Raw genomic sequence first — 21665 nt, 5'->3', positions numbered from 1 at the left:
ACATGAGTTGACGGGAAGGTTAGAAATTAACAATTAAAGTTCTTTTTTCGCTCGGGTAATTAACTGATCAAGTAGTTCGATACCTTGATCAATCTCTTGACGAGTAATATGTAGCGATGGAGCAAAAGTGATCACGTTTTTATAATAACCACCGATATCAAGCACCAAGCCCATTTTATTACCTTTCCAATCAAGATCACCTGACATACCGATATCCACCATTTTATCTACTAACGCTTTGTTAGCGGTAAAACCATCTTCGGTACAGATTTCGGCACGAAGCGCAAGACCTAAACCATCAACTTCACCAATCTCTTTATGTTTCTTCTCAAGTGTTTTTAAACCTTCAAGGAAGTAAGCACCGCTTTCCATAACCATGGTTTCGTAATCAGTTTCTGACGTCATTTTTAACACTTCAAGACCAACTGCTGTACCTAATGGGTTGGAAGCAAACGTTGAATGCGTTGAGCCGACAGGGAACACCTCAGGATTTATCAACTCTTCACGTGCCCATAAACCACCTAGTGGATTAAGACCATTGGTTAACGCTTTAGCAAATACAACCACATCAGGCTTAACATCAAAATGCTCAATTGACCAAAGTTTACCTGTACGATAAAAGCCCATTTGGATTTCATCAACAACCAATAAAATTCCATATTGATCTAATACTTTTTTCAAACCTTTAAAGTAGTTACGAGGAGGAACAATATAACCACCTGTAGCTTGTAATGGTTCTGCATAAAATGCAGCATATTCAGCTTGTCCTACTTTTGGATCCCATACACCGTGGTATTCAGTTTCAAATAGACGTGCAAACTCAGCAACTAAGTGTTCACCATACTCCTCTGCGGTCATGCCTTTTGGACGACGGAACGGATATGGGAAAGGAACAAACATAGCACGATCACCGAAATGACCATAACGACGACGGTAACGATAACTAGAAGTAATTGAAGATGCGCCAAGTGTACGACCATGATAACCACCTTGGAACGCAAACATTAATGACTTACCACCAGTAGCATTACGTACTACTTTTAAAGAATCTTCAATACATTGTGATCCACCAACGTTAAAATGAACTCGTCCTTGGTAACCAAAACGCTGTTCCATACCTTGTGCAATGGTTTTAGCTAATTCAATTTTGGTTGGATGCAAATATTGGCTAGCGCATTGTGGTAAAGTATCAATTTGCTTTTTGAGTACGTTGTTTAATCGCTCATTAGCATAGCCAAAATTACATGCTGAATACCACATTTGTAAATCAAGGAAAGCTTTACCTTCTTTATCATACATGTAGCTACCTTCGCAACCATCAAAAATCTTTGGTGGTTCAACATAATGAACAGTATCACCAAATGAGCAATATTTAGCTTCATCAGCTAATAATGTTGCATCGTCAGGACGACTATTAATCATTTCTAAAGTTGGTTTACTCATAATTATCTCACTAATCCATATTCAAACACGATAAAATGTGGCATTATTATTCAAGAAAATTGTTTGTTACAATGTACAATTACTGTATAGATTGTGTGACGATAGTATCAAACTCAGCGAAATAATTTTCTGCTAGAGGATAGCATTGTTACCCAAATGGATATAAACCCTATGAAAAAATCACACTGCATAATTCCTATATTAGCGTTATCTGCATTAGGATTTGGTGAAACCGCATTAGCAGATCCTACTTTTATCGGTGTTGGTGGCGGTTGGTCATATTCACCTTACAAAGGTTATAGTTCCAGTTACTATCCAGTTCCCCATATCGATTACGATAATGATACATTTTTTATCGATGATCTATCGGCTGGCGTGTATGTTTTTAATAACGATAATCAAAGTTTATCTATCGGTGCTCGTTATCTTGATAATGAATTCAAACCACACGACTCAAATAATCGCCAATTAAAACGGCTTGATAGCCGTCATGCAACATTATTAGCAGAAATTGAGTACTCTATTGATACCAATTGGGGCAGTTTTTCAAGCAGCATTGGAGCAGACATGCTAAATAAAAGTAATAGCATCTTAGTCAATGCCGATTACAGCGTACCATTTATGCTAGGTAATTTAATTATTGTTCCAACAATAGGTATCAACTGGGCAAATAACAAACACAATAATTATTACTATGGGATATCACATAAAGAATCTTCTCGTTCTGGTTTACGCTATTATCATGCTAACGGATCTTTCACACCCTATATCGAAATAGGTACACAATATGCATTAACCGAACATCTTAATCTGTTCGGTGGCATGCATGTCGACAAATTAACCGGTGATGCAGCTAATAGCCCAATGGTTAACAAAAGCACTGTAACCTCATTTTATATGGGAGTCTCTTATAAATTTTAATTTCAATACTTTTTATTTACCCCATACAATATAGATAAACGATTTAATCAAATTAATCCTGATACAGTTTGGATATCATTAAAATAAATTTAGGAAATCAAAATTATGCTTTGGTTTAAAAATGCCATTATTTACCAACTTAATAATGACACTTTACTTGACAAAAACGCTATTGAAAAAGCTATCAAATCGGTACCTTTTACCCCATGTGGAAATATAGATACCATGAAAATGGGTTGGGTTTCACCTTATAATGATAATTATCACGATGATTTTATTGTTGATATGCAAGGTCACCTTTTATTACGTATAAAAAAAGAAACAAAACTTTTACCGGCTCCTGTTATCAAACAAGCTCTACTTGAAAAAATTGATAAACAAGAACAAGCACTGAGTAGAAAGTTAACTAAAAATGAAAAGGCAACGTTAAAAGATGAAGTCATGATCGACCTTATGCCTAGAGCATTTAGCAAATACAATCATTATTGGTTATGGATAGACACCATAAATAAACGTATTATTCTTGATACCAGCAGTTTTAAGCAAGCAGAAGATATTTTGGCTATTCTACGTAAGGAATTGGGAGTTCTTGCATTAACACCGCTCTCCATTGAAAAACCAGTTGAGCAAATCATGACAACTTGGGTCAAAGAAAAACTGAACTTTGCACCTTTTATATTAGGTGATCAAGCCGAATTAAAAGATCCACTTGAAGGAAACGGGATTATTAGCTGCAAAAATCAAGATATCACCAGTGATGAAATGATGATACATTTTGATTCGGGAAAATGGATAACAAAAGTGAAAATTATCGACGAAAGAGGTGTGAATTTTATCGTCAATAATGATTTAACATTGAAGCGAATAAAATTTGATTCGAGTGTTTTAGATGAAAATGAGGATATTGGCGCTGATGAATTTGATAAAAAATTAGAAGCCGATTTTTTCATCATGGCGAACTTATTATCAACAACAATCAATGACTTTTATATCGTCATCAATAAAATTACTTAAAAGATTGTGTAAACTTTTTTTACATAAAGTGTCATTAATTATAGATCTGCGTATAATATATGCTATAATTGAAATCAAATTATGTGCATCATAATTAAAAACAATAAGTAATCGATCCTTTATTTAAAGTAAAATTTAATTAAAAGGAAAGCAAACAACGTCTATAACAACATTCAAGTTGAGGCAACAAAATGAAAAAAACAACATTAGCTCTAGCAATCGCAGTTGCGAGCTTAACAGCTACTGCGGCAAATGCAGCATATGAAGACAACACTTTTTACGTTGGTGGTAAATTAGGCTGGTCAGAACTTTATAGTTTAGATCAAAGTAAAGTACGTGCATTTAGTCGTGATGTTAAAATCAGCACAACTGACAAAAGTAATGTTGCTGGTGGTGCATTCCTTGGCTTCCAAGCTAACCCATATTTAGCATTCGAATTAGGTTATGATTGGTTAGGTTCTGCTAAATATAAAAGATCTTACCACAATGCAGGTAAAACTTATGACGTAGGTCATAGTAAAGTTTCTGCTCAAGGTGTTTCTTTAACTGGTAAATTAAGCTATCCATTATCTTTCATCTCTGATGATTTAGATGTTTATGGTCGTGCAGGTGCAATGATCACTATCGCTAAATGGAAAAACGGTGGATACGTTAAAGAAAGTTATGGCAAAGGCGGAACAAAAACTGACGTTTCTCCAGTTTATGCATTAGGTTTAGACTACCGTTTTGCAGAAGACTTCTCTACTCGTTTAGAGTATCAATATGTTAACCATATCCATACTAAAACTGACGCATCTCCAGATGCAGGAACTTTAAGCTTAGGTATCACTTACCGTTTAGGTTCTCCAGCTGTTGAAGCTCCAGTTGTTGTTAAAACTTCTGAACGAGTTTACGATTTAAACGCTGACGTTCTATTTGCCTATGCAAAAGCTGACTTAAAAGAAAAAGGTCGTGAAGAGTTAGATAGATTATTACAAGATCTTATCAAACTTAGCCCTACTCAAACTGCGATCGTAGTAATTGGTCATACTGACCGTATCGGTTCAGAAAACTATAACCAAAAACTTTCAGAACAACGCGCTCAATCTGTGATGAAATACTTAGTATCTAAAGGTGTTCCATCTGAGATCATCAGTGCTCGTGGTGTAGGTAAATCTCAACCAGTAACTGGCAGCGAATGTAATGGCAAACGTGGCGCTACATTAAAAGCATGTTTAGCACCAGATCGTCGTGTACAAATCGAAGTGAAAGCAACTAACCTTCAACAAGTTAGAGAAACAACTCACTAATTTTCGATTTCCAAAACAATAAAAACCCGGTTAATCCGGGTTTTTTTATTGCTAATAAGTTAGTGAATAAACATTAAAACTCTATAAATTATCCACAAAAAAGATTATAATTAACGATGTGCTGTTAATAATAAAAATTAAAGGAGTGATTTGTGCCTACCGCTATCTGGCAAGAATGTCTTTCTCAACTACAAGAAGAACTTCCTACAACGGAATTCAATTTATGGATTCGCCCATTGCAAGCGGAAATGATTGATAACAAACTCTATATTTATGCACCAAACAGATTTGTATTAGATTGGGTAAAAAATAAATACCTTAACAACATATCTCAATTGATCAATACACTTTTCAATGATGATTCCCTAAAGCTATACCTTGAGGTGGGATCAACATTGTCAATGGAAAAAAAAACTAAAAATAATCAGCCTAAAACGGACGTAATGCCGGCTTGGAAAACAACCAAAGAAAGTAATAATAATCATACCTATCACTCGGGAATAAACCATAAACATACATTTAATAGCTTTGTTGAAGGTAAATCCAACCAACTCGCAGTAGCTGCTGCCAAACAGGTTGCTCAAAATCCAGGAAAAGCTTATAACCCACTATTTTTATACGGCTCTACAGGTTTAGGTAAGACCCATTTATTACATGCTGTAGGCAATCAAATCATGGAAGTCAAAAGTAATGCCAAAGTAGTCTATATGCATTCGGAACGATTTGTTCAAGATATGGTAAAGGCACTGCAAAATAATGCGATAGAAGAGTTCAAAATTTACTATCGTTCTGTTGATGCATTACTGATTGATGATATCCAATTCTTTGCCAATAAAGAGCGATCACAAGAAGAATTCTTCCATACCTTTAATTCATTATTAGAAGGTAACCAACAAATTATTTTAACTTCAGACCGTTATCCCAAAGAAATTGATGGCGTTGAAGATCGCTTAAAATCACGTTTTGGCTGGGGCTTAACGATTGCGATTGAACCACCAGAACTTGAAACACGAGTCGCAATTTTGATGAAAAAAGCCGAAGAAAATAATATAAAATTACCTGAAGAAGTCGCTTTTTTTATTGCTAAACGATTACGTTCTAATGTGCGAGAACTAGAAGGCGCATTAAATCGGGTAATTGCCAATGCAAATTTCACGGGCAAATCCATTACGATTGATTTTGTTAAAGATGCTCTGAAAGATTTACTTGCCTTACAAGAAAAATTAATTACTATTGATAATATCCAAAAAACGGTTGCAGAGTATTATAAAATTAAAGTATCGGATCTACTTTCCAAACGTCGTTCCCGTTCTGTTGCAAGACCGCGGCAAGTTGCCATGGCATTAGCAAAAGAATTAACAAATAAAAGTCTTCCTGAAATTGGTGATGGCTTTGGCGGAAGAGATCATACGACTGTATTACATGCATGCAGAAAGATCGCTGAATTAAAAGAAGAAAGCAATGATATTAAAGAGGATTATTCCAATTTAATTCGAACATTATCAACTTAATAAAAGAATCAACATTATGAAATTTATTATTGATCGAGAAAAACTTATCAAACCATTGCAACTTGTTAGTGCGCCTTTAAGCAGTCGCCCAACGCTACCAATTTTAGGCAATTTATTGTTACAAGTAAGTGATAGTACACTATCCATGACGGGAACCGATCTTGAAATAGAGATGATTGCTCATATCCCGCTTACGGAAGCAAACGAACCCGGTGCAACCACAGTCCCAGCGAGAAAGTTTCTTGATATTTGTCGAAATTTACCCAACAATGCTCAGATTTCAATAACTGTTGATGATAATCGATTGATGATTCAATCTGGTCGAAGTAAATTTTCCTTATCTACACTACCTGCCAGTGATTTTCCTAACTTAGAAAACTGGCAAAGCGATGTCGAACTTTCTGTACCACAAAAAACAATCAAACGTCTTATCGATGCCGTCCAGTTTTCGATGGCTAACCAAGATGTAAGATACTACCTTAATGGTATGTTATTTGAAATCGAAGATGGACTTTTAAAATCTGTTGCAACCGATGGACATCGACTTGCTCTTTGTTCGCAACCGATTGGTCAAAATATTGCAACGTCTTGTTCTGTAATTTTACCAAGAAAAGGCGTTATTGAACTGGCAAAATTGGTGAGTGATAATGACGACATTATCAATATCCAAATTGGTAATAATAATTTACGAGTTAATCTTGGCGATTTTACCTTCACCTCTAAACTGATTGACGGCAGATTCCCAGATTACAAACGAGTATTACCACGTAATCCTGATAAACCATTAGAAGTTTCGTGCGAAGAGTTTAGAAATTCGTTATCACGTGTCGCCATTTTATCCAATGAAAAATTTCGCGGTATCCGGCTTCATGTTCACAACAACCAATTAAAAATTACAGCAAATAACCCAGAACAAGAAGAAGCAGAAGAAGTGGTTGATGTAAAATATTCTTCAGCAGAACTTGAAATTGGCTTTAATGTGACCTATTTATTAGATATATTAAATACGTTGAAGTGCGATAGCGTACAACTACTTTTAACTGATGCCACATCAAGTGTACAAATTGAAGACATTAATGATCAGTCAGCCATTTATGTTGTGATGCCAATGCGCTTATAATCAAATTTAACCTTTCCGGCTTAGGCCGGAATAACTTAGCTTATATGATTCTTTCACAGATCAAAATCCATCATTTTCGTAATATATCTTATACCGAGCTGTGTTTATCCCCCCATTTCAACTTTATTGTTGGTGATAATGGTAGTGGTAAAACTAGCTTACTTGAAGCTATTTATATGCTAGGTCATGGACGAGCATTTAGACATATACAGTCCAATCGTATTATTCAGCATGAACAATCTGAATTAACGTTATTTAGCCAAATTGAATCATCTAATCAACAGACCCGAACCATTGGATTAGTCAAAGCACGTAATAATGATAATAGAATTAAAATTGATGGTGATGAAGGATTTCGATTAACCGATCTTGCTAAACTCTTACCCATTCAATTAATTACACCAGAAGGATTTGATTTACTTATTGGTGGGCCTAAATATCGACGAGCTTTTATTGATTGGGGGTGTTTTCATCATTATCCTGAGTTTATCCATTTATGGAACAATTTAAAGCGGTTATTTAAGCAACGTAATGCCTTATTAAAACAATCCACGAGTTATAATCAACTGTTACCTTGGGATAAAGAGCTGGCTCCCATTGCTGAAAAAATAAGTCAAATTCGCTCGGAGTATTCACAGCATATTTTTCCCGAAATCATACAAACCTGCCATGACTTTTTGCCTGAATATCTGCTTAATTGTCAATATTATCAAGGGTGGGAACAAAACATTAATTATAGCGACATATTACACAAACAGTATGAACGAGATAGATTACTCAACTATACTTCATTAGGCCCACATAAAGCCGATATCCGTTTGCGTATCGACAATATACCTGTTGAAGATTTCTTATCACGGGGACAATTAAAACTATTGATGTGTGCACTACGTCTTGCGCAAGGTGAATATTATTCAAAACAAAGCGCACAACCTTGTGTCTATTTAATTGATGATTTTGCGTCAGAATTAGATCATCATAAACGAGCATTATTAGCTAAACGGTTAAAAATGGCGAATTCACAAGTGTTTATCACAGCGGTTAGCCAAGACCAAGTAACCCATATGATTGACGAAAATGATAAGATTTTTCACATAAAATCTGGTATAATTTCCTAAATATACAGAATGATATAAATAAATCAAACAAGTCGAGAGATCCATGTCAAATTCTTATGATTCTTCTAGCATTAAAGTACTTAAAGGACTTGATGCTGTCCGAAAACGTCCAGGTATGTATATTGGTGACACTGATGATGGAACAGGACTTCACCATATGGTTTTTGAAGTTGTTGATAATGCCATTGACGAAGCATTAGCTGGCTATTGTCATCACATTGAAGTGATCATTCACCCTGATAATTCAGTCTCAGTACGAGATGATGGTCGTGGTATTCCAACCGGTATCCATGAAGAAGAAGGAGTTTCAGCAGCTGAAGTCATTATGACGGTATTACATGCTGGCGGAAAATTTGATGATAATTCATATAAAGTATCTGGTGGTTTACATGGTGTGGGTGTTTCCGTCGTTAATGCCCTATCTGATAAATTAGAATTGGTCATTTATCGTGAAGGAAAAATTCACCAACAAGTTTACCATTTAGGTGTCCCTCAAGAGCCGTTAAAAATCATTGGCGAGACTAGTGAGTCGGGTACTTATGTGCGTTTTTGGCCAAGCCCAGAAACCTTTACTAATATTGAATTTGTTTATGAAGTTTTAGCTAAACGCTTACGTGAGCTATCATTCTTAAATTCAGGTGTTTCAATCAGATTGCTTGATGAACGTACCGGTAAAAGCGAACATTACCACTACGAAGGTGGGATACAAGCTTTTGTTGAATACTTGAATAAAAATAAAAACCCGATTCATCCAAAAATCTTTTACTTCAGTACGGAAAAAGACGGTATAGGTGTTGAAATCGCTTTACAGTGGAACGACGGTTACCAAGAAAATATTTATTGTTTCACCAATAATATTCCTCAACGAGACGGCGGTACCCATTTAGCCGGTTTTCGTGGAGCAATGACCCGTACCCTAAACAATTATATGGAAGCGGAAGGATACAGCAAAAAAGCGAAAATTAGTGCGACCGGTGATGATGCTCGTGAAGGACTCATCGCGGTTGTATCGGTCAAAGTACCTGATCCAAAATTCTCATCTCAAACTAAAGATAAGCTAGTTTCGTCAGAAGTAAAATCGGCTGTTGAATCGGTAATGGGTGAAAAATTAGCGGAATATCTGCTTGAAAACCCATCTGATGCAAAAATCGTGGTAGGTAAAATTATTGATGCAGCAAGAGCACGTGAAGCCGCTCGTAAAGCGCGTGAAATGACACGGCGTAAAGGTGCATTAGATTTAGGTGGCTTGCCGGGTAAACTGGCTGATTGCCAAGAAAAAGACCCTGCTCTATCTGAACTTTACTTAGTGGAAGGGGACTCTGCGGGCGGTTCTGCAAAACAGGGACGAAACCGCAAAAACCAAGCCATTTTACCGCTCAAAGGTAAAATCTTGAATGTAGAGAAAGCTCGCTTTGATAAAATGCTTTCTTCACAAGAAGTTGCTACATTGATTACAGCATTGGGTTGTGGAATTGGTCGTGATGAATACAACCCAGATAAAATGCGATATCACAGCATTATTATCATGACCGATGCTGACGTCGACGGCTCACATATTCGAACATTGCTATTAACCTTTTTCTATCGTCAAATGCCCGAAATTATCGAACGTGGTTATGTTTATATTGCGCAACCACCACTCTATAAAGTGAAAAAAGGGAAACAAGAACAATACATCAAAGATGATGAAGCGATGACGCAATTCCAAATAGCATTAGCGCTTGAAGATGCTTCATTGCATGTTAACGATCATGCGCCGGCACTGGCTGGCGAAGCCTTAGAAAGATTGATTGCTGAGTATCAAAAAGTTGAAAAGCTCATCGCGAAAATGGAACGCCGTTACCCTAAAGCATTACTGTCTGAACTGGTTTACCATGATGTATTAGATGAAAATATACTTAAAGATAAGCAATTAGTCGAAAATTGGGCAAAAACCATTGTCGACAATTTATCGAATAAAGAACAACATGGTAGTAGTTACCGTTATTCAGCTGAATATAATGAAAAAACACAACTTTATGTACCTGTCATCAAAGTGAGAACGCATGGAGTAGATAATAACTATGCATTAGATCAGGTATTTATTCACAGTAATGAGTATCGTAACATTTGTCATTTGGGTAAACAGTTAAGAGAACTCTTAGAAGAGAGTGCTTATATCCAAAGAGGAGAACGAAAACAACCGGTTAGTTCTTTTGAAGAAGCCGTTGATTGGTTAATTAAAGAATCACGCCGTGGTCTGACTATCCAACGTTATAAAGGGTTGGGTGAAATGAATCCAGAACAATTATGGGAAACCACAATGGATCCAACCAGTCGTCGAATGTTACAAGTGACCATTAAAGATGCTATTGAAGCGGATCAACTATTTACCACACTAATGGGGGATGAAGTTGAACCTCGTCGATTATTTATCGAAGAAAATGCTCTTAAAGCAGCTAACTTAGATTTTTAATTAGCTCAAATTGGAATAAAAAACCAGACTCAAAATAGTCTGGTTTTTTTATTAATACTCACCGCTAAAATAGCCTACGATGAATATTCATCTGTCATATTCTTTATTGGCATACAGGGCGATTAATTTTCATATCTGAAACGGCTTTATTCATCTGTTTAATCATATCTTTTGGTGTCTGAGCTATATATACCTTGCCCCCTGTCGCATTTGCAACACAATCAATCTTATGTTCACCAGCAATATCGACAATATTGATTTTTAAACGAGGTTTTGAGACTGAAATATGATGAGCTAATGTACAGATATTTTTATGAGTACAGGTATCTTCACCGTCACTGATAATTAAAATATAATCATCTCGTTTTACCCCATCAAGCATATTACTGGCTTTTTCTAATCCATTATAAAGTGGTGTTCCCCCACCACCAGCAGCGGTTGGCGTCAGTTTATTAATTTTATTTTTCAATGTTCCACGATTTTTATAACTATAAAAAGGTGAAACCTCGGCCGATGGACAGCCCGTTAGGGTCACTAGTGAAATATTGATATTTTGTTGTATTTTATCAATGCTAGTTAAAGCAACCTTTTTGCTACTTGATAAACGGCTTGGTAATCGAGTCATACGTTTTTCGTAGTTTAGCTTGTCTTGTTCCGACATATAGCGTGGAAAACCATAACCCAAATACTGAAAATACTGTTCAACCTCAGCGGGTGACTCTGCTAATGTCACTATCATCGACAACGAATTATCAAATACCATCACCATTTTAGAAGGATTGGGATTACTGACCAATTCTTCTTTGGTAATACAATTAGCAGGATTTTTAACTTTTGGTTTAGGCTTTTCTTCAGGTTCCGGTTTTTTCTCTTCAACCACTGTTTCTGTGTGCTCAACAGGTTGGGGATCCGGCTTAACTTCTGGATCAGGTTGGATAGGAACATCAACTGGCTCTAATTGAGGTTTTTTCTCTTCATCAGCAGGTATTATTACTGGTGCTGAAACATGACTCGTTTCAGCCACACTATCTTTATTAAATGGATAAAAGACATACCAAAGCCCACCAATTAATGCCAATATTAGCAATGCTAAAAGGAATATAGACCACCAACGCCAAGCCGATTTGGTTGGAAGCTTGGGTTCGGATACTTTAGGCGGTAAAACAGGATCTTCAAACGTATGAACAATAACAGGTTCATCATTAATGACAAAAATCGAATTACCTAAACTTTTAATTCTTGGTATCCAAGATGAAATCAGTGTTTGTTGTTCAGGGGTTAACGACATCAATTTAACGGTATTTTCAATATCTATAATACGTGTTTGTAACGTTGTCGTTACCGTTTGTCGATATAGTTCATTATTAATATCGCTTAATAATATGGGTTGTCCTTCCAGATTGGTAGACCATGCAATGTAATGATCATCTTCTATCAATTTTGGAATGGCGAAGACAGAAAAAGTCCGCTCAGTCAGATGTGATTTTAATAACGATAGTAATGAATTATATTGTTCTAATAAATTGATTTTTTGTGAATCACTGCTATCAAAACAATGCCGTGTTATTCGCTGCATGATAAATTAACTTCCTTACAGATCATTCTAATTTTACCTCAGCTTCAACATGAACATCCAAATATTAAAGATCATCACTGAATAATATCCTATTCGAATGCTACTTATTCACACAAAGGTTTACTGATATTCATATCAGAAACCGCTTTATTCATCTGTTCAACAAGCTCGGTGACATTGTTAGCAATATAGACCTTTCCACCCGTTTTATCCGCTAAACAATCAATCTTATGCTGTCCCACAATGTCCACTATATTTATTTTTAAACGTGGTTGTTGGTTGGCAATTTCATTGGCTAAAGTACAAATATTATCTTCCGAACAATTATCGTCACCATCACTGATAATTAAAATATAATCATCATGATTTACGCCATCAAGCATTGAACTGGCTTGCTTTACACCACTATATAACGGAGTAGCACTATCGTATTCTAATGGTGTTAAACGATTAATTTCATTCTTCAATTTTTCTCTATTATCAAAATGATAAAATGCAGATACCTTTGCGACAGGACAACTATTTAACGTGACAAGAGCAATATTGATATTAGGTTGTATTTTATCAATACTGGATAACGCAACTTGCTTACTACTCGATAGTCGATTCGGTAATCGGGTCATTCTTTCTTCATATTGCTTGGCTTCTTCGAAAGTAAGACGATCAATCCCATTTGACAAATATTTTTCAATTTCTGCTTGAGGTTCAGTAAGCGTTAAATACATCGAAGCGGAGTTATCAAATATCATCACCATTTTAGAGGTTTGCTCGTTTTTTTGGATTTCTTCCTGTGAAATACAGCTAATTACTTCAGAAGTGGAATTGTTTGAGGTCGTTGGTGGTAATAGTTCAGCAATAGGTACGGGGGCTTTATCTATTGTATATAAATAATATAGATATCCAAGTAACCCGACAAAAGCAAGTGCTAAGGTCAAAAACCACCACCTACGCCAAAATGATTTTGTTGTCTTGACAGGAAGGGCTGGAGCCACTTCATTAGTCAGGATTGGCTCATCAAAATGATGAACAATCACAGGTTCATTATTAATGACATAAATCACATTACCTAAACTTCTCATTCTCGGTAACCAAGCCGAAATCAGAGTTTGTTGATCTTCCGTTAATGATTTGATTTTGATAGTATTTTCAATATCATTTAAACGTGTTTGAAGTGTTTTTTCAATCTGCTTTTTATCTGCTTCATTAATAATATCTTCAATGGCAACGGGTTGACCTTCAAGATGCGTATACCAACCAAGATAATGATCGCCTTCAATTAATCTCGGTATTGCTAAAATCGAAAAACTACGTTCGCTAACATTAGGCTTTAACAATTGTAAAACTGAATTATATTGATCAAATAACGAGATTTTATCTAAATCATTAGGATCAAATAACATTCTGGTTATACGTTGCATTGCTAATTTGTTTCCTTATGTTAAACATCGCTTTTGCTAACTATTGATATAATGAATACGCAAATTTAGATATTCAAAGCTTTCTGTAATTGTTGAAGTTTTTTATTTAATTTATCTAACTCAACTTTCTTTTCAATTTCTGATGAATTTGAATTATTCACTTGCTTAAGTTGTTTTTCAATATCATCGACTTGTGCTTGCAAGTCTGCGCGATCTTTCGCTTTTTCTTTAATTTCGTTGGTTAAACTCGTTAAATCATCTTTCAATTTTTGTTGTTGTGCTTGCTTTTGCTTAATACTTAAGGCAGTGTCATTTTTCTGTCTTTCTATATTGGCATAGATCGCTTTAAATTGTTGATTTGCCTTTTTTTCATCTTCTAAAATTTGCTGTTTTTGATCAATTCGGGCTTGATAGTTGCCAGAATAATGACAACTTATCTTATCAAAAAAACCGATATTCGTATTCGTTGGATCACACTGTTCGGTTGTGGTTGAACAGCCCATTAACAACAAAATAGGGCTGAATAATATAAGGTATCTTTTTTTCATCATTAGCTCACCTGTACTGCTGAACGTTGTTGACTTACCACATTAATTTGTTTTTCAAGTAATGCTATCTGTTTATGAAGCTGATTAATTTGTTTATCTAATTTTGACATATTAATCCCTGATTGTTTTTCCCTTGCTGAAAGCATAACCCAATCACTTTCAATGCCTTTCATACGATCTAATTTGTCAGTTAAGTAAGCAATATTTGCATCGATTTGCTTCAACTCATTTTTAATCTGTCTTTTACTCAACGTTTTATTTTCAATCTGACTATTTAACACTTTTAAAGTTGCTAAATTTTTATCCAATACGGCTTGCGCATTTTGAGTGACAGCTTGTACTTCCATATTATTTTGCTGAATATCATAAATATAAGCATCAATGCGCATTTCTTCATCTGCATACTCAGCACGCTTAGAATCAAGATAATAATTAGCGCCCATTAATACACCACACCCTACCGCTGCTGTAGCCAGACAAACACCCGGTTTTCCGCCAACTAAAATACAGCTAAGACCAGAAAATCCTGCACCAACGACACACGATTGCCAGGCTGATTTACTAAAAAATTGAGATGTATTACTATTGGTTAATGCAGGATCAACGTCTTTAGTTCTCCACCCTGATGATTGACATCCAGTTAAGACAACAGATAAACATAATGTTATTATGACAACTATTTTTTTCATTATTTCCTTCCTTTAATTTCATTGCAGGTTTGTAACCAAACTGATTGTTCTATTTTACCCGATACAATGTATTGATTGATATGTTTTAAATAGAGCTTTAAATAATCGCTCATATTTGCCTTTCCACTACTTTGTAAAATAAATTGTGTTGCTTTAGCTTGTTCATTAATTGTGTTTTTTTCGTAATTTGATGCAGTGCTAACAATAGTATCAGCATAATATTTTAATATAAAATTGCGTGCATTTCTTGAATCAATGACAACTTGATTTAAATTATTTAACTTTGTTTTAGAACACATATCTGTACTCTCTAGCTCACTTGAGTCACTTGCATCACAAATTTCATTAATCATTGTATTATATAAATTATTATTATATTCATATTTATCATTAAGATCAGAGACATTCGCACATAAAAAAGCCCCCAATTGTAAGGCAGATTGAATGGAACGATCTCGCTGCTCATCCCGTGACTGGTTCGCACTTCGTAAAAGTAGATTAAGTTGATTTAACTCTTTTTTAGTTTTTTCATCTTCAACTTGTTTAGTAATTTTTTCCAGTTCATTCACCACATTGTTATCATTTGACGATTCGACTTCATTACCAAGTTCGTTCCACTGTTTTTCTAATTCTTTAATCGAAACTTTAGAGTGCATAACTTCAGTGGTATACACTAAACGAAATCCAACATCTTTGCTTTGATAAGCACCTTTATTATCATAGTAAGGCTTTTCACTACGAAAGGCAGTTGTTATTGAAGATTCAGGAGTCAAATAACTACCGCCCCGAATAATCATGCCTCCTGGTTGTCCATGATAACGATCTAATTTATTCATTCTAAATGAATCAAACATCATTTCACTGGCATTACCTAAAATATCATAAAGATCCAGTGGATTAGGAGCTAAGCGACCAATAAGTTGTAATTTTCCATTGGCTGACTTTGCCCCTGAAAACCAGGCATAGTTTTCCAAACCACTCGTAATAGGAAAAACTGTCTCGCGAAATTCAGATTCAGTGACTTTCATGCCACCCCGTGCAGCGTACTCCCATTCGGTATTCGTTGGCAAACGTACATAGCCTTTTGGCAACACTTTTAATTGAGATTGGTTTTCCAGTAACCATTGGTTATATTTATTACTAAATGCAATAGCATCAAACCAACTAATATTAGTCACAGGGAAAATCAAACTCACTTTAGCCGTTGGACAAGTATTATTCATCACCGCTTGATATTGTAGTGCTGTAATTTCATATTTACCGATTAAATAATACCTTTCTTCGTTTTCATTAGAAAAGCTACCAGAAATATAATTAGGTGTTGCGTATTCAGCAAAACCTAACTCTTTTTGATTACTGCCTAAAATTACTTTTACATCCTCAAGTGGTTTATTGGTAGGCGTAAATACCCTTTTCATCACCAAACGCCCATCACAAGGCATCGGCAAAATCACATCATCACTGGCAGGTTTAGGATTATAAAACTTACTATCCCAAGGCTCAGCATAACTGCATAAAGGGATAAAACTTAAGATTAGTCCCCAATAATGCCATTTTTTATGATTATACTTCGCGCAAGCTTTCTGCTGGCTGAATCTTAACAGCACGTCGACCTCCTACCGTTACTACAATAGCTGATATCAATAAAGTAAGTAAAAATGCGATAATAAAATGATAAAATTGTAATTGGCTAACTACTGGATGTGAAACTAAATTTTTACCTAACACAAAATTAAAGGCATAGTTGCCAAATAAAAAAAGTAGGCAAGAAATGATAAATGCCAAACAACTTAGCATCATGGCTTGAGTCATTAAATAAAGCATAATCCCTTTTGATTTAAATCCAAGTAATCGCATCAAAGCGATATCTTTGCGTTTACGTTCAATATTAGATAGAAATGATCCTGTAAAAGATAAAATACACCCTAATACAGCTGTTATTGCAATGACACTAAATATAAAATTGAGAACCCGATCTATCGCTTGCATATTTTCTATCGCATTAGCTTGAGTACGTGTTTCAATATTTTGTTGACGTAGTTTATAAGACAAAGGCGCTACATCATCAAGTGACCTTGCATAAATACGTGCTCTGGCAAATGAGTTATGTTCTGGTGGATTAACAAGCCCTGTGGTTGATTGAAAAATATTTATTTGATAACCGTCATAAAAATGTTCCATATCAATTAAAAGCGCTAAAGACACAAATGCGGCAGCCCGACCATAATAAATTTCGGGAATCACTCCGATGATCTCTAACTCGACTATACCTTTTTCCAGTTTGCCATCGAGTTGCCTTGTCACGACCATTTTTACTTTATCACCAACCTTTGCCTGCATTTTTTCTGCGGCTAAAGCGGATATTAAAATCTGTTGTTCATGATGCAAGAGCGGTAAACTTTGGGTTATAGGATCACCTTTAGCTGTCGGAATAATTTCAGCATTATTAACAAAATGACGATTATCTTTCATTAAATCAGCTTGAGTATTAAGGGAACGTGTCAACGGAATCACAAACGCAGTTTCAGGTTGTTGGGCAATCCATTCAAACATTGAATGATCTAACTGTAAATTACCCACAATTTTAACTTCTAAATTTTGCGGATCATTAAGTAACTGCTGGCGAAGCTGTGAAACAACACCATATTTTAAGCTAAAGAGTAGCAACAGTGGGGTAATTACCGAGATCACCGATGCAATAATACAAAATGAAACCTTCTTGTCGTACCATAAATCCGACAAAGATAACCGAGTAATAAGCCGCCATTTCGATAATAATGTGATCATCGCTTATACCTCATCTTGTAAGGGTAAAAATTCGGATGAATGGGAAGAGGTAATTTGAGACGTTAAAGTAAATAATCCTTTATCAGCAATACGTTGCCAATCATGGGTCACAATCAAGGAAGCAATATTATCCTGCTGAGCTTGCTCAATAATTAAATCAAATAATAAATTGGCATTATAAGGATCAAGCGCTGAAGTTGGTTCATCAGCCAGTAATAGTGCAGGTTTATGGATAATTGAACGAATAAAAGAAGCTCGCTGTCTTTCACCAATCGAGAGTTGTTTAGGATATTTACTTAACAAGTGTGAGATACTCAACTTTTGTACTAAATAATCAAATCGTTGTTTATCCACCTTTTTTTGTAACACATTTACTGAAAGCAAAATATTATCATGCACCGTTAAAAAAGGGAGTAATCCGCCTGTTTGCAACATAAAGCCCAAATAATTTGCGCGCATATCCGCTAACTTATCCAGTTTATCGTGTTGGATTAGTTGAGCAATATCAACGTCACCATTACCCATAGTAAGATTGTAGCAACCAATATGGTCAGGCTTTAGGATCATACCTATCATTTCAAGTAATGTGCTTTTACCCGAACCGCTATCACCTCGAATAATAACCACCTCACCCGCTTTAACGGTCAGCGCTGGAAGGTTAACACTAAAAAAAGATTTACCAGTTGAGCGCGTGATTGCAAGTTTTTTTATCGTTAGCATCTGTTTACGGTAACATCTCTAAAGGAATAGGATAAACATTTTCACGAGGATCACTACCTTCCGCTAATGAAATCCAACGATCAACATCCGCATTACATTTCTGATAATAACGAATTTTACTATTTAAATTACGAATAAATTTTTCTTGCTCAAGACCACTCATACTTTTCCACGTCTCTTGATCCAACCCGGTTACATCGCTTTTATAAGGGATATTATCCAAATATTCCCCAAGTAACCCCAAATCGGCAATTTTTGTGACTGCGTTCGATTTTAATTTACTTGGGTCTTGCCCCATAGCAGCAGCAACCGATCGTAGCTGCGAAAACATATCATCGGCAGAAATTAATCCATCATTTGCTGCATTGGCGATTTTACTAACAATATCGCTTAAATCACTTAATTGAGATTTAGTTAATAAGATTCGAGGTTCAGCTGTTGGAATAGTGGGTTTAATAAAATCTTTATCAGCAATCCACGCTTTGAAGACCGAAGGCGCTTTAGACCCATTAGTTTCACCTAAATAAGCCAACTGCATAGCTTTACCCAGTAATAATGCATCATTCAACATATCGGCATTACCATCTTTAGCATTAATCGCATTACCTATTGACGCTTCACCTTTATAAGCAAGTTTCACTTGCTCGGCTAAGGCTTTGGCTAAAGAGTCAACTTTTTGACCAAACTCATTCACATTACCGGCATTAACAGGGTAGTAAAGTGATTTATGAATAAAATCATTGTACGTTAAATCAGAATACTGCGTCGCAGCAATTTGGTGATCTTTTTCGCCACTTGCCGTTTTTAAATGTAATGCATAAATCGCAACCCCTTTATGCTGTGCTTCAAGCCTTAATTGCGCAGCATCCATACCGGTGCTAGAAAGTTTATCATCCCCCGGAATTGCACTTGCATCCGTAATAAGAATCATATAACGCGCACCAAAACTGTTCCAATTAATATCATTCAACGCTTGTGCAACCCCCGCAAATGAATCTTCGGCAAAATAAGCCGTTGATACCGAGGCTTGTTTAAGTGATGCACTGAGTTTTTTAAAATCTTCACGATTTTTTACTTGGTTTGGATCGGCAAAAACTTTTGTCACAAATTCAAGTTTATCGGATGCGGTTAAACTTGATCGAAACGACACCAAGCCAAATTTAACTTGATCTTGTAACTTCTCTTTTTCAATATGCTGATAAACGCGTTCAACGGCCTCTTTGGTTCTTGAAATATACGGATCCATGGAAATCGTTGAGTCTATCACAAACACAATTGCAGCTTTAAAAGGTGCGACTTGATTAGTACTATCATCTATTTTTTGAGTGGTAGTGGATGACTTAACGTTCTGAGTTGTTGCCACTAATTTATCTTGTTTACTGACAGAGGCGACTTCTAATATACGCTCATAAAACCCTTGTCCATTCATGACCTCTTCACCTTGTAAAATAGGTAATAAATAGAAGTTATTTTTAAAATCAACAAATTCCGCCGGCTCTTGAGCGATGACTTTTGGCGAAGTTTGGTTAACGTTTAATGCCTCACGAATGGGTTTTAATAATGTTTCTGGATGTTCAGAATCAACAATTGCCGTGAGTGAATCTTTATCTTTAAAAAATAGCAAAGGATCACGTTCAACCGGATTAGTAAAAACCAAGGTCATTTGCATATTCCATTCAATTGCGCATGAGCCATTAATCCAACCTACCGTTTTTCCATAGGAATCAGGCCCAACACTTAACCATTCTTGGTTATTTTGATTTTTACGTTCATAAACATAATAGCGAGAAAATGCAGGAACTTGCTGTCCTGTAACCTCGCTAATATCTTTTTTTAACTCACACGTTGGCGTACTTAGTACGCGTTGATACAGTGTTGTTTTACCTTGCTGTTTAAGCGGTTCATTGGCAAAACTTATCAAGGGTAAACAAGTTAAGCTCAATACAAACATAATTTTTGAGATAGCTAAATTTTCCATTTTTGTTCCTACCTACTTTTGTAGCTCAGCTAACCGTGCTTTTACGTCTTTATTATCGGGATCATTATTCAATGCGGTTTCGTACCAATAAATAGCCGTTTCTTTATCAGCTTCAAAACAGCTATTAGCTTGATAATACTTTTCGTCATATTCTTTGGCATACAAAATGGCAATGGTTGAATTTACTTGTGATTGATTAGCATATAATCGCTGAGCAATATTACATTTTTTTGCATTTTTAGCATCATTGATCAACTGAATAATCATTGGAGTCAGTGGCTTAGTTTGCAAACATTTTTGAATAAAAGTGAGATCATCATCTCCTACTTGACTTAAACTACATTGACCTAACATAGCCGGTTCAGCGTCTTTAGCTTGTTGATTTTGGAAGAATAGAAAATACCAAATTGCGATACCCATAACAATTAACAGTAAAATAGCAATGATCAAGCCGAATATTAAACCTGATTTTCTTTTTTGTTTAATCGGTTGTGTCAACGTCTCTTCCGTTACAGTTTCAGATGTGGGTACGGATGTAACGACTTCCTCAACGACGGGTTCAACAGGTTCTTCGATAATTTGTTCTTCGATTTCAGGCTCGTAAATGGTTTGTGTTTCGCCATCCATTTTTTCGTCATCGGGGATTACATCTACACACTCCTCAGGTTCAAGATGCGTATCAGACATAGTAGTAACCGTGTTTAATGCAGCTGACGTCATCACACCATCAGCTATGTTAATGACGCCTCGGTCACTGTAATTTTCGTTTTGCTTATCACGAATCTGTACCAAAAATCGTGCAGTACTTTCTTGAGTTAATAACGAATCAACCAGCCATTCACCAACAAGCCCGGTTAATTGTTCATGTTCGACAGTCATATCAGCCAACGTATGCCAACTTTTTTCTGGACTCCATTGATTTAATCCAGACAAATAATAACTATCCTGATTACGTTGAATCAATATTTCAATATCAGCACTACCATTCCATTTATATGCCAAAAATTTAGCTATACCCGGTTTATAACCATTTAATTCGATTCTTAATGCCATAATGTCCTCTATCCTGTCACTTCAC

17 protein-coding genes are annotated in these 21665 nt (G+C 35.7%); 7 read left to right on the top strand and 10 right to left on the bottom strand.

Annotation, left to right across the window (positions count from 1 at the left end; genetic code table 11):
- Positions 1 to 33 precede the first annotated feature (33 nt).
- Positions 34 to 1443, bottom strand: a complete 1410-nt coding sequence (locus J3U36_RS06120) for an aspartate aminotransferase family protein (RefSeq protein ID WP_143425959.1) — start codon at positions 1441 to 1443, stop codon at positions 34 to 36.
- A gap of 171 nt (positions 1444 to 1614) precedes the next feature.
- Between J3U36_RS06120 and J3U36_RS06115 the strand changes: the two genes are divergently transcribed.
- The 7 genes from J3U36_RS06115 to gyrB all read left to right on the top strand — a co-directional run bounded on the left by J3U36_RS06115 (position 1615) and on the right by gyrB (position 10871).
- The gene (locus J3U36_RS06115) at positions 1615 to 2364 is read left to right on the top strand and encodes a MipA/OmpV family protein (RefSeq protein ID WP_267379795.1); all 750 of its coding nucleotides are present in this window, start codon (positions 1615 to 1617) and stop codon (positions 2362 to 2364) included.
- 105 nt (positions 2365 to 2469) lie between these two features.
- A complete protein-coding gene (locus tag J3U36_RS06110) occupies positions 2470 to 3378 on the top strand; it encodes a recombination-associated protein RdgC (RefSeq protein ID WP_267350418.1) in 909 nt (302 codons plus the stop codon).
- Between the two features lie 191 nt (positions 3379 to 3569).
- Positions 3570 to 4667, top strand: a complete 1098-nt coding sequence (gene ompA, locus J3U36_RS06105; protein ID WP_267350416.1) for a porin OmpA — start codon at positions 3570 to 3572, stop codon at positions 4665 to 4667.
- Between the two features lie 152 nt (positions 4668 to 4819).
- Positions 4820 to 6178 (top strand): chromosomal replication initiator protein DnaA, encoded by a 1359-nt coding sequence (dnaA, locus tag J3U36_RS06100; RefSeq protein WP_267350415.1) that lies wholly within the window; start codon positions 4820 to 4822, stop codon positions 6176 to 6178.
- Positions 6179 to 6194: 16 nt separating this feature from the next.
- A complete protein-coding gene (gene dnaN / locus J3U36_RS06095) occupies positions 6195 to 7298 on the top strand; it encodes a DNA polymerase III subunit beta (RefSeq protein WP_267350413.1) in 1104 nt (367 codons plus the stop codon).
- Positions 7299 to 7342: 44 nt separating this feature from the next.
- A complete protein-coding gene (gene recF / locus J3U36_RS06090) occupies positions 7343 to 8416 on the top strand; it encodes a DNA replication/repair protein RecF (RefSeq protein WP_220216397.1) in 1074 nt (357 codons plus the stop codon).
- 43 nt (positions 8417 to 8459) lie between these two features.
- Positions 8460 to 10871 (top strand): DNA topoisomerase (ATP-hydrolyzing) subunit B, encoded by a 2412-nt coding sequence (gyrB, locus tag J3U36_RS06085; protein ID WP_267350409.1) that lies wholly within the window; start codon positions 8460 to 8462, stop codon positions 10869 to 10871.
- Between the two features lie 103 nt (positions 10872 to 10974).
- On the opposite strand, the gene J3U36_RS06080 is transcribed toward gyrB, so the two are convergent.
- The 9 genes from J3U36_RS06080 to J3U36_RS06040 form a co-directional block, all read right to left on the bottom strand.
- Positions 10975 to 12447, bottom strand: coding sequence for a VWA domain-containing protein (locus J3U36_RS06080; protein ID WP_267379789.1), 1473 nt, complete (start codon positions 12445 to 12447; stop codon positions 10975 to 10977).
- Between the two features lie 104 nt (positions 12448 to 12551).
- On the bottom strand, positions 12552 to 13865 hold the full coding sequence (locus J3U36_RS06075; protein WP_267379786.1) for a vWA domain-containing protein: 1314 nt from the start codon (positions 13863 to 13865) through the stop codon (positions 12552 to 12554).
- Positions 13866 to 13930: 65 nt separating this feature from the next.
- Positions 13931 to 14416, bottom strand: coding sequence for a hypothetical protein (locus tag J3U36_RS06070; protein ID WP_267358827.1), 486 nt, complete (start codon positions 14414 to 14416; stop codon positions 13931 to 13933).
- Positions 14416 to 15102 carry a hypothetical protein gene (locus J3U36_RS06065; RefSeq protein ID WP_267350403.1) on the bottom strand — a complete coding sequence of 229 codons (687 nt, stop codon included), beginning with the start codon at positions 15100 to 15102 and terminating at the stop codon, positions 14416 to 14418. The genes J3U36_RS06070 and J3U36_RS06065 overlap by 1 nt, the downstream gene beginning before the upstream one ends.
- The gene (locus J3U36_RS06060; protein WP_267379782.1) at positions 15102 to 16709 is read right to left on the bottom strand and encodes an SUMF1/EgtB/PvdO family nonheme iron enzyme; all 1608 of its coding nucleotides are present in this window, start codon (positions 16707 to 16709) and stop codon (positions 15102 to 15104) included. Before J3U36_RS06060 ends, J3U36_RS06065 begins: the two co-directional genes overlap by 1 nt.
- On the bottom strand, positions 16666 to 17889 hold the full coding sequence (locus J3U36_RS06055) for an ABC transporter permease (protein WP_267379780.1): 1224 nt from the start codon (positions 17887 to 17889) through the stop codon (positions 16666 to 16668). The genes J3U36_RS06060 and J3U36_RS06055 overlap by 44 nt, the downstream gene beginning before the upstream one ends.
- A 3-nt stretch (positions 17890 to 17892) precedes the next feature.
- Positions 17893 to 18609: an ABC transporter ATP-binding protein gene (locus tag J3U36_RS06050; protein ID WP_267379778.1), complete on the bottom strand. Its 717-nt coding sequence runs from the start codon at positions 18607 to 18609 to the stop codon at positions 17893 to 17895.
- 4 nt (positions 18610 to 18613) lie between these two features.
- The gene (locus tag J3U36_RS06045; RefSeq protein WP_267379776.1) at positions 18614 to 20587 is read right to left on the bottom strand and encodes a vWA domain-containing protein; all 1974 of its coding nucleotides are present in this window, start codon (positions 20585 to 20587) and stop codon (positions 18614 to 18616) included.
- Between the two features lie 12 nt (positions 20588 to 20599).
- On the bottom strand, positions 20600 to 21640 hold the full coding sequence (locus J3U36_RS06040) for a hypothetical protein (protein ID WP_267379773.1): 1041 nt from the start codon (positions 21638 to 21640) through the stop codon (positions 20600 to 20602).
- Positions 21641 to 21665: the final 25 nt, after the last annotated feature.

Origin of the sequence: Gilliamella sp. B3817, from assembly GCF_026536705.1 — a bacterium.
Classification (GTDB): Bacteria; Pseudomonadota; Gammaproteobacteria; order Enterobacterales; family Orbaceae; genus Gilliamella; species Gilliamella apicola_I.
The sequence above is the reverse complement of the archived record's forward strand: the minus strand, read 5'-3'. Positions and strand labels throughout refer to the sequence as shown.

Excerpts from the sequence above, each read along its gene's own strand:
- J3U36_RS06120 (WP_143425959.1), bottom strand. The coding sequence starts at position 1,443 with ATGAGTAAACCAACTTTAGAAATGATTAATAGTCGTCCTGACGATGCA.
- J3U36_RS06115 (WP_267379795.1), top strand. The coding sequence starts at position 1,615 with ATGAAAAAATCACACTGCATAATTCCTATATTAGCGTTATCTGCATTA.
- J3U36_RS06110 (WP_267350418.1), top strand. The coding sequence starts at position 2,470 with ATGCTTTGGTTTAAAAATGCCATTATTTACCAACTTAATAATGACACT.
- ompA (WP_267350416.1), top strand. The coding sequence starts at position 3,570 with ATGAAAAAAACAACATTAGCTCTAGCAATCGCAGTTGCGAGCTTAACA.
- dnaN (WP_267350413.1), top strand. The coding sequence starts at position 6,195 with ATGAAATTTATTATTGATCGAGAAAAACTTATCAAACCATTGCAACTT.
- recF (WP_220216397.1), top strand. The coding sequence starts at position 7,343 with ATGATTCTTTCACAGATCAAAATCCATCATTTTCGTAATATATCTTAT.
- gyrB (WP_267350409.1), top strand. The coding sequence starts at position 8,460 with ATGTCAAATTCTTATGATTCTTCTAGCATTAAAGTACTTAAAGGACTT.
- J3U36_RS06080 (WP_267379789.1), bottom strand. The coding sequence starts at position 12,447 with ATGCAGCGAATAACACGGCATTGTTTTGATAGCAGTGATTCACAAAAA.
- J3U36_RS06075 (WP_267379786.1), bottom strand. The coding sequence starts at position 13,865 with ATGCAACGTATAACCAGAATGTTATTTGATCCTAATGATTTAGATAAA.
- J3U36_RS06070 (WP_267358827.1), bottom strand. The coding sequence starts at position 14,416 with ATGATGAAAAAAAGATACCTTATATTATTCAGCCCTATTTTGTTGTTA.
- J3U36_RS06065 (WP_267350403.1), bottom strand. The coding sequence starts at position 15,102 with ATGAAAAAAATAGTTGTCATAATAACATTATGTTTATCTGTTGTCTTA.
- J3U36_RS06055 (WP_267379780.1), bottom strand. The coding sequence starts at position 17,889 with ATGATCACATTATTATCGAAATGGCGGCTTATTACTCGGTTATCTTTG.
- J3U36_RS06050 (WP_267379778.1), bottom strand. The coding sequence starts at position 18,609 with ATGCTAACGATAAAAAAACTTGCAATCACGCGCTCAACTGGTAAATCT.
- J3U36_RS06045 (WP_267379776.1), bottom strand. The coding sequence starts at position 20,587 with ATGGAAAATTTAGCTATCTCAAAAATTATGTTTGTATTGAGCTTAACT.
- J3U36_RS06040 (WP_267379773.1), bottom strand. The coding sequence starts at position 21,640 with ATGGCATTAAGAATCGAATTAAATGGTTATAAACCGGGTATAGCTAAA.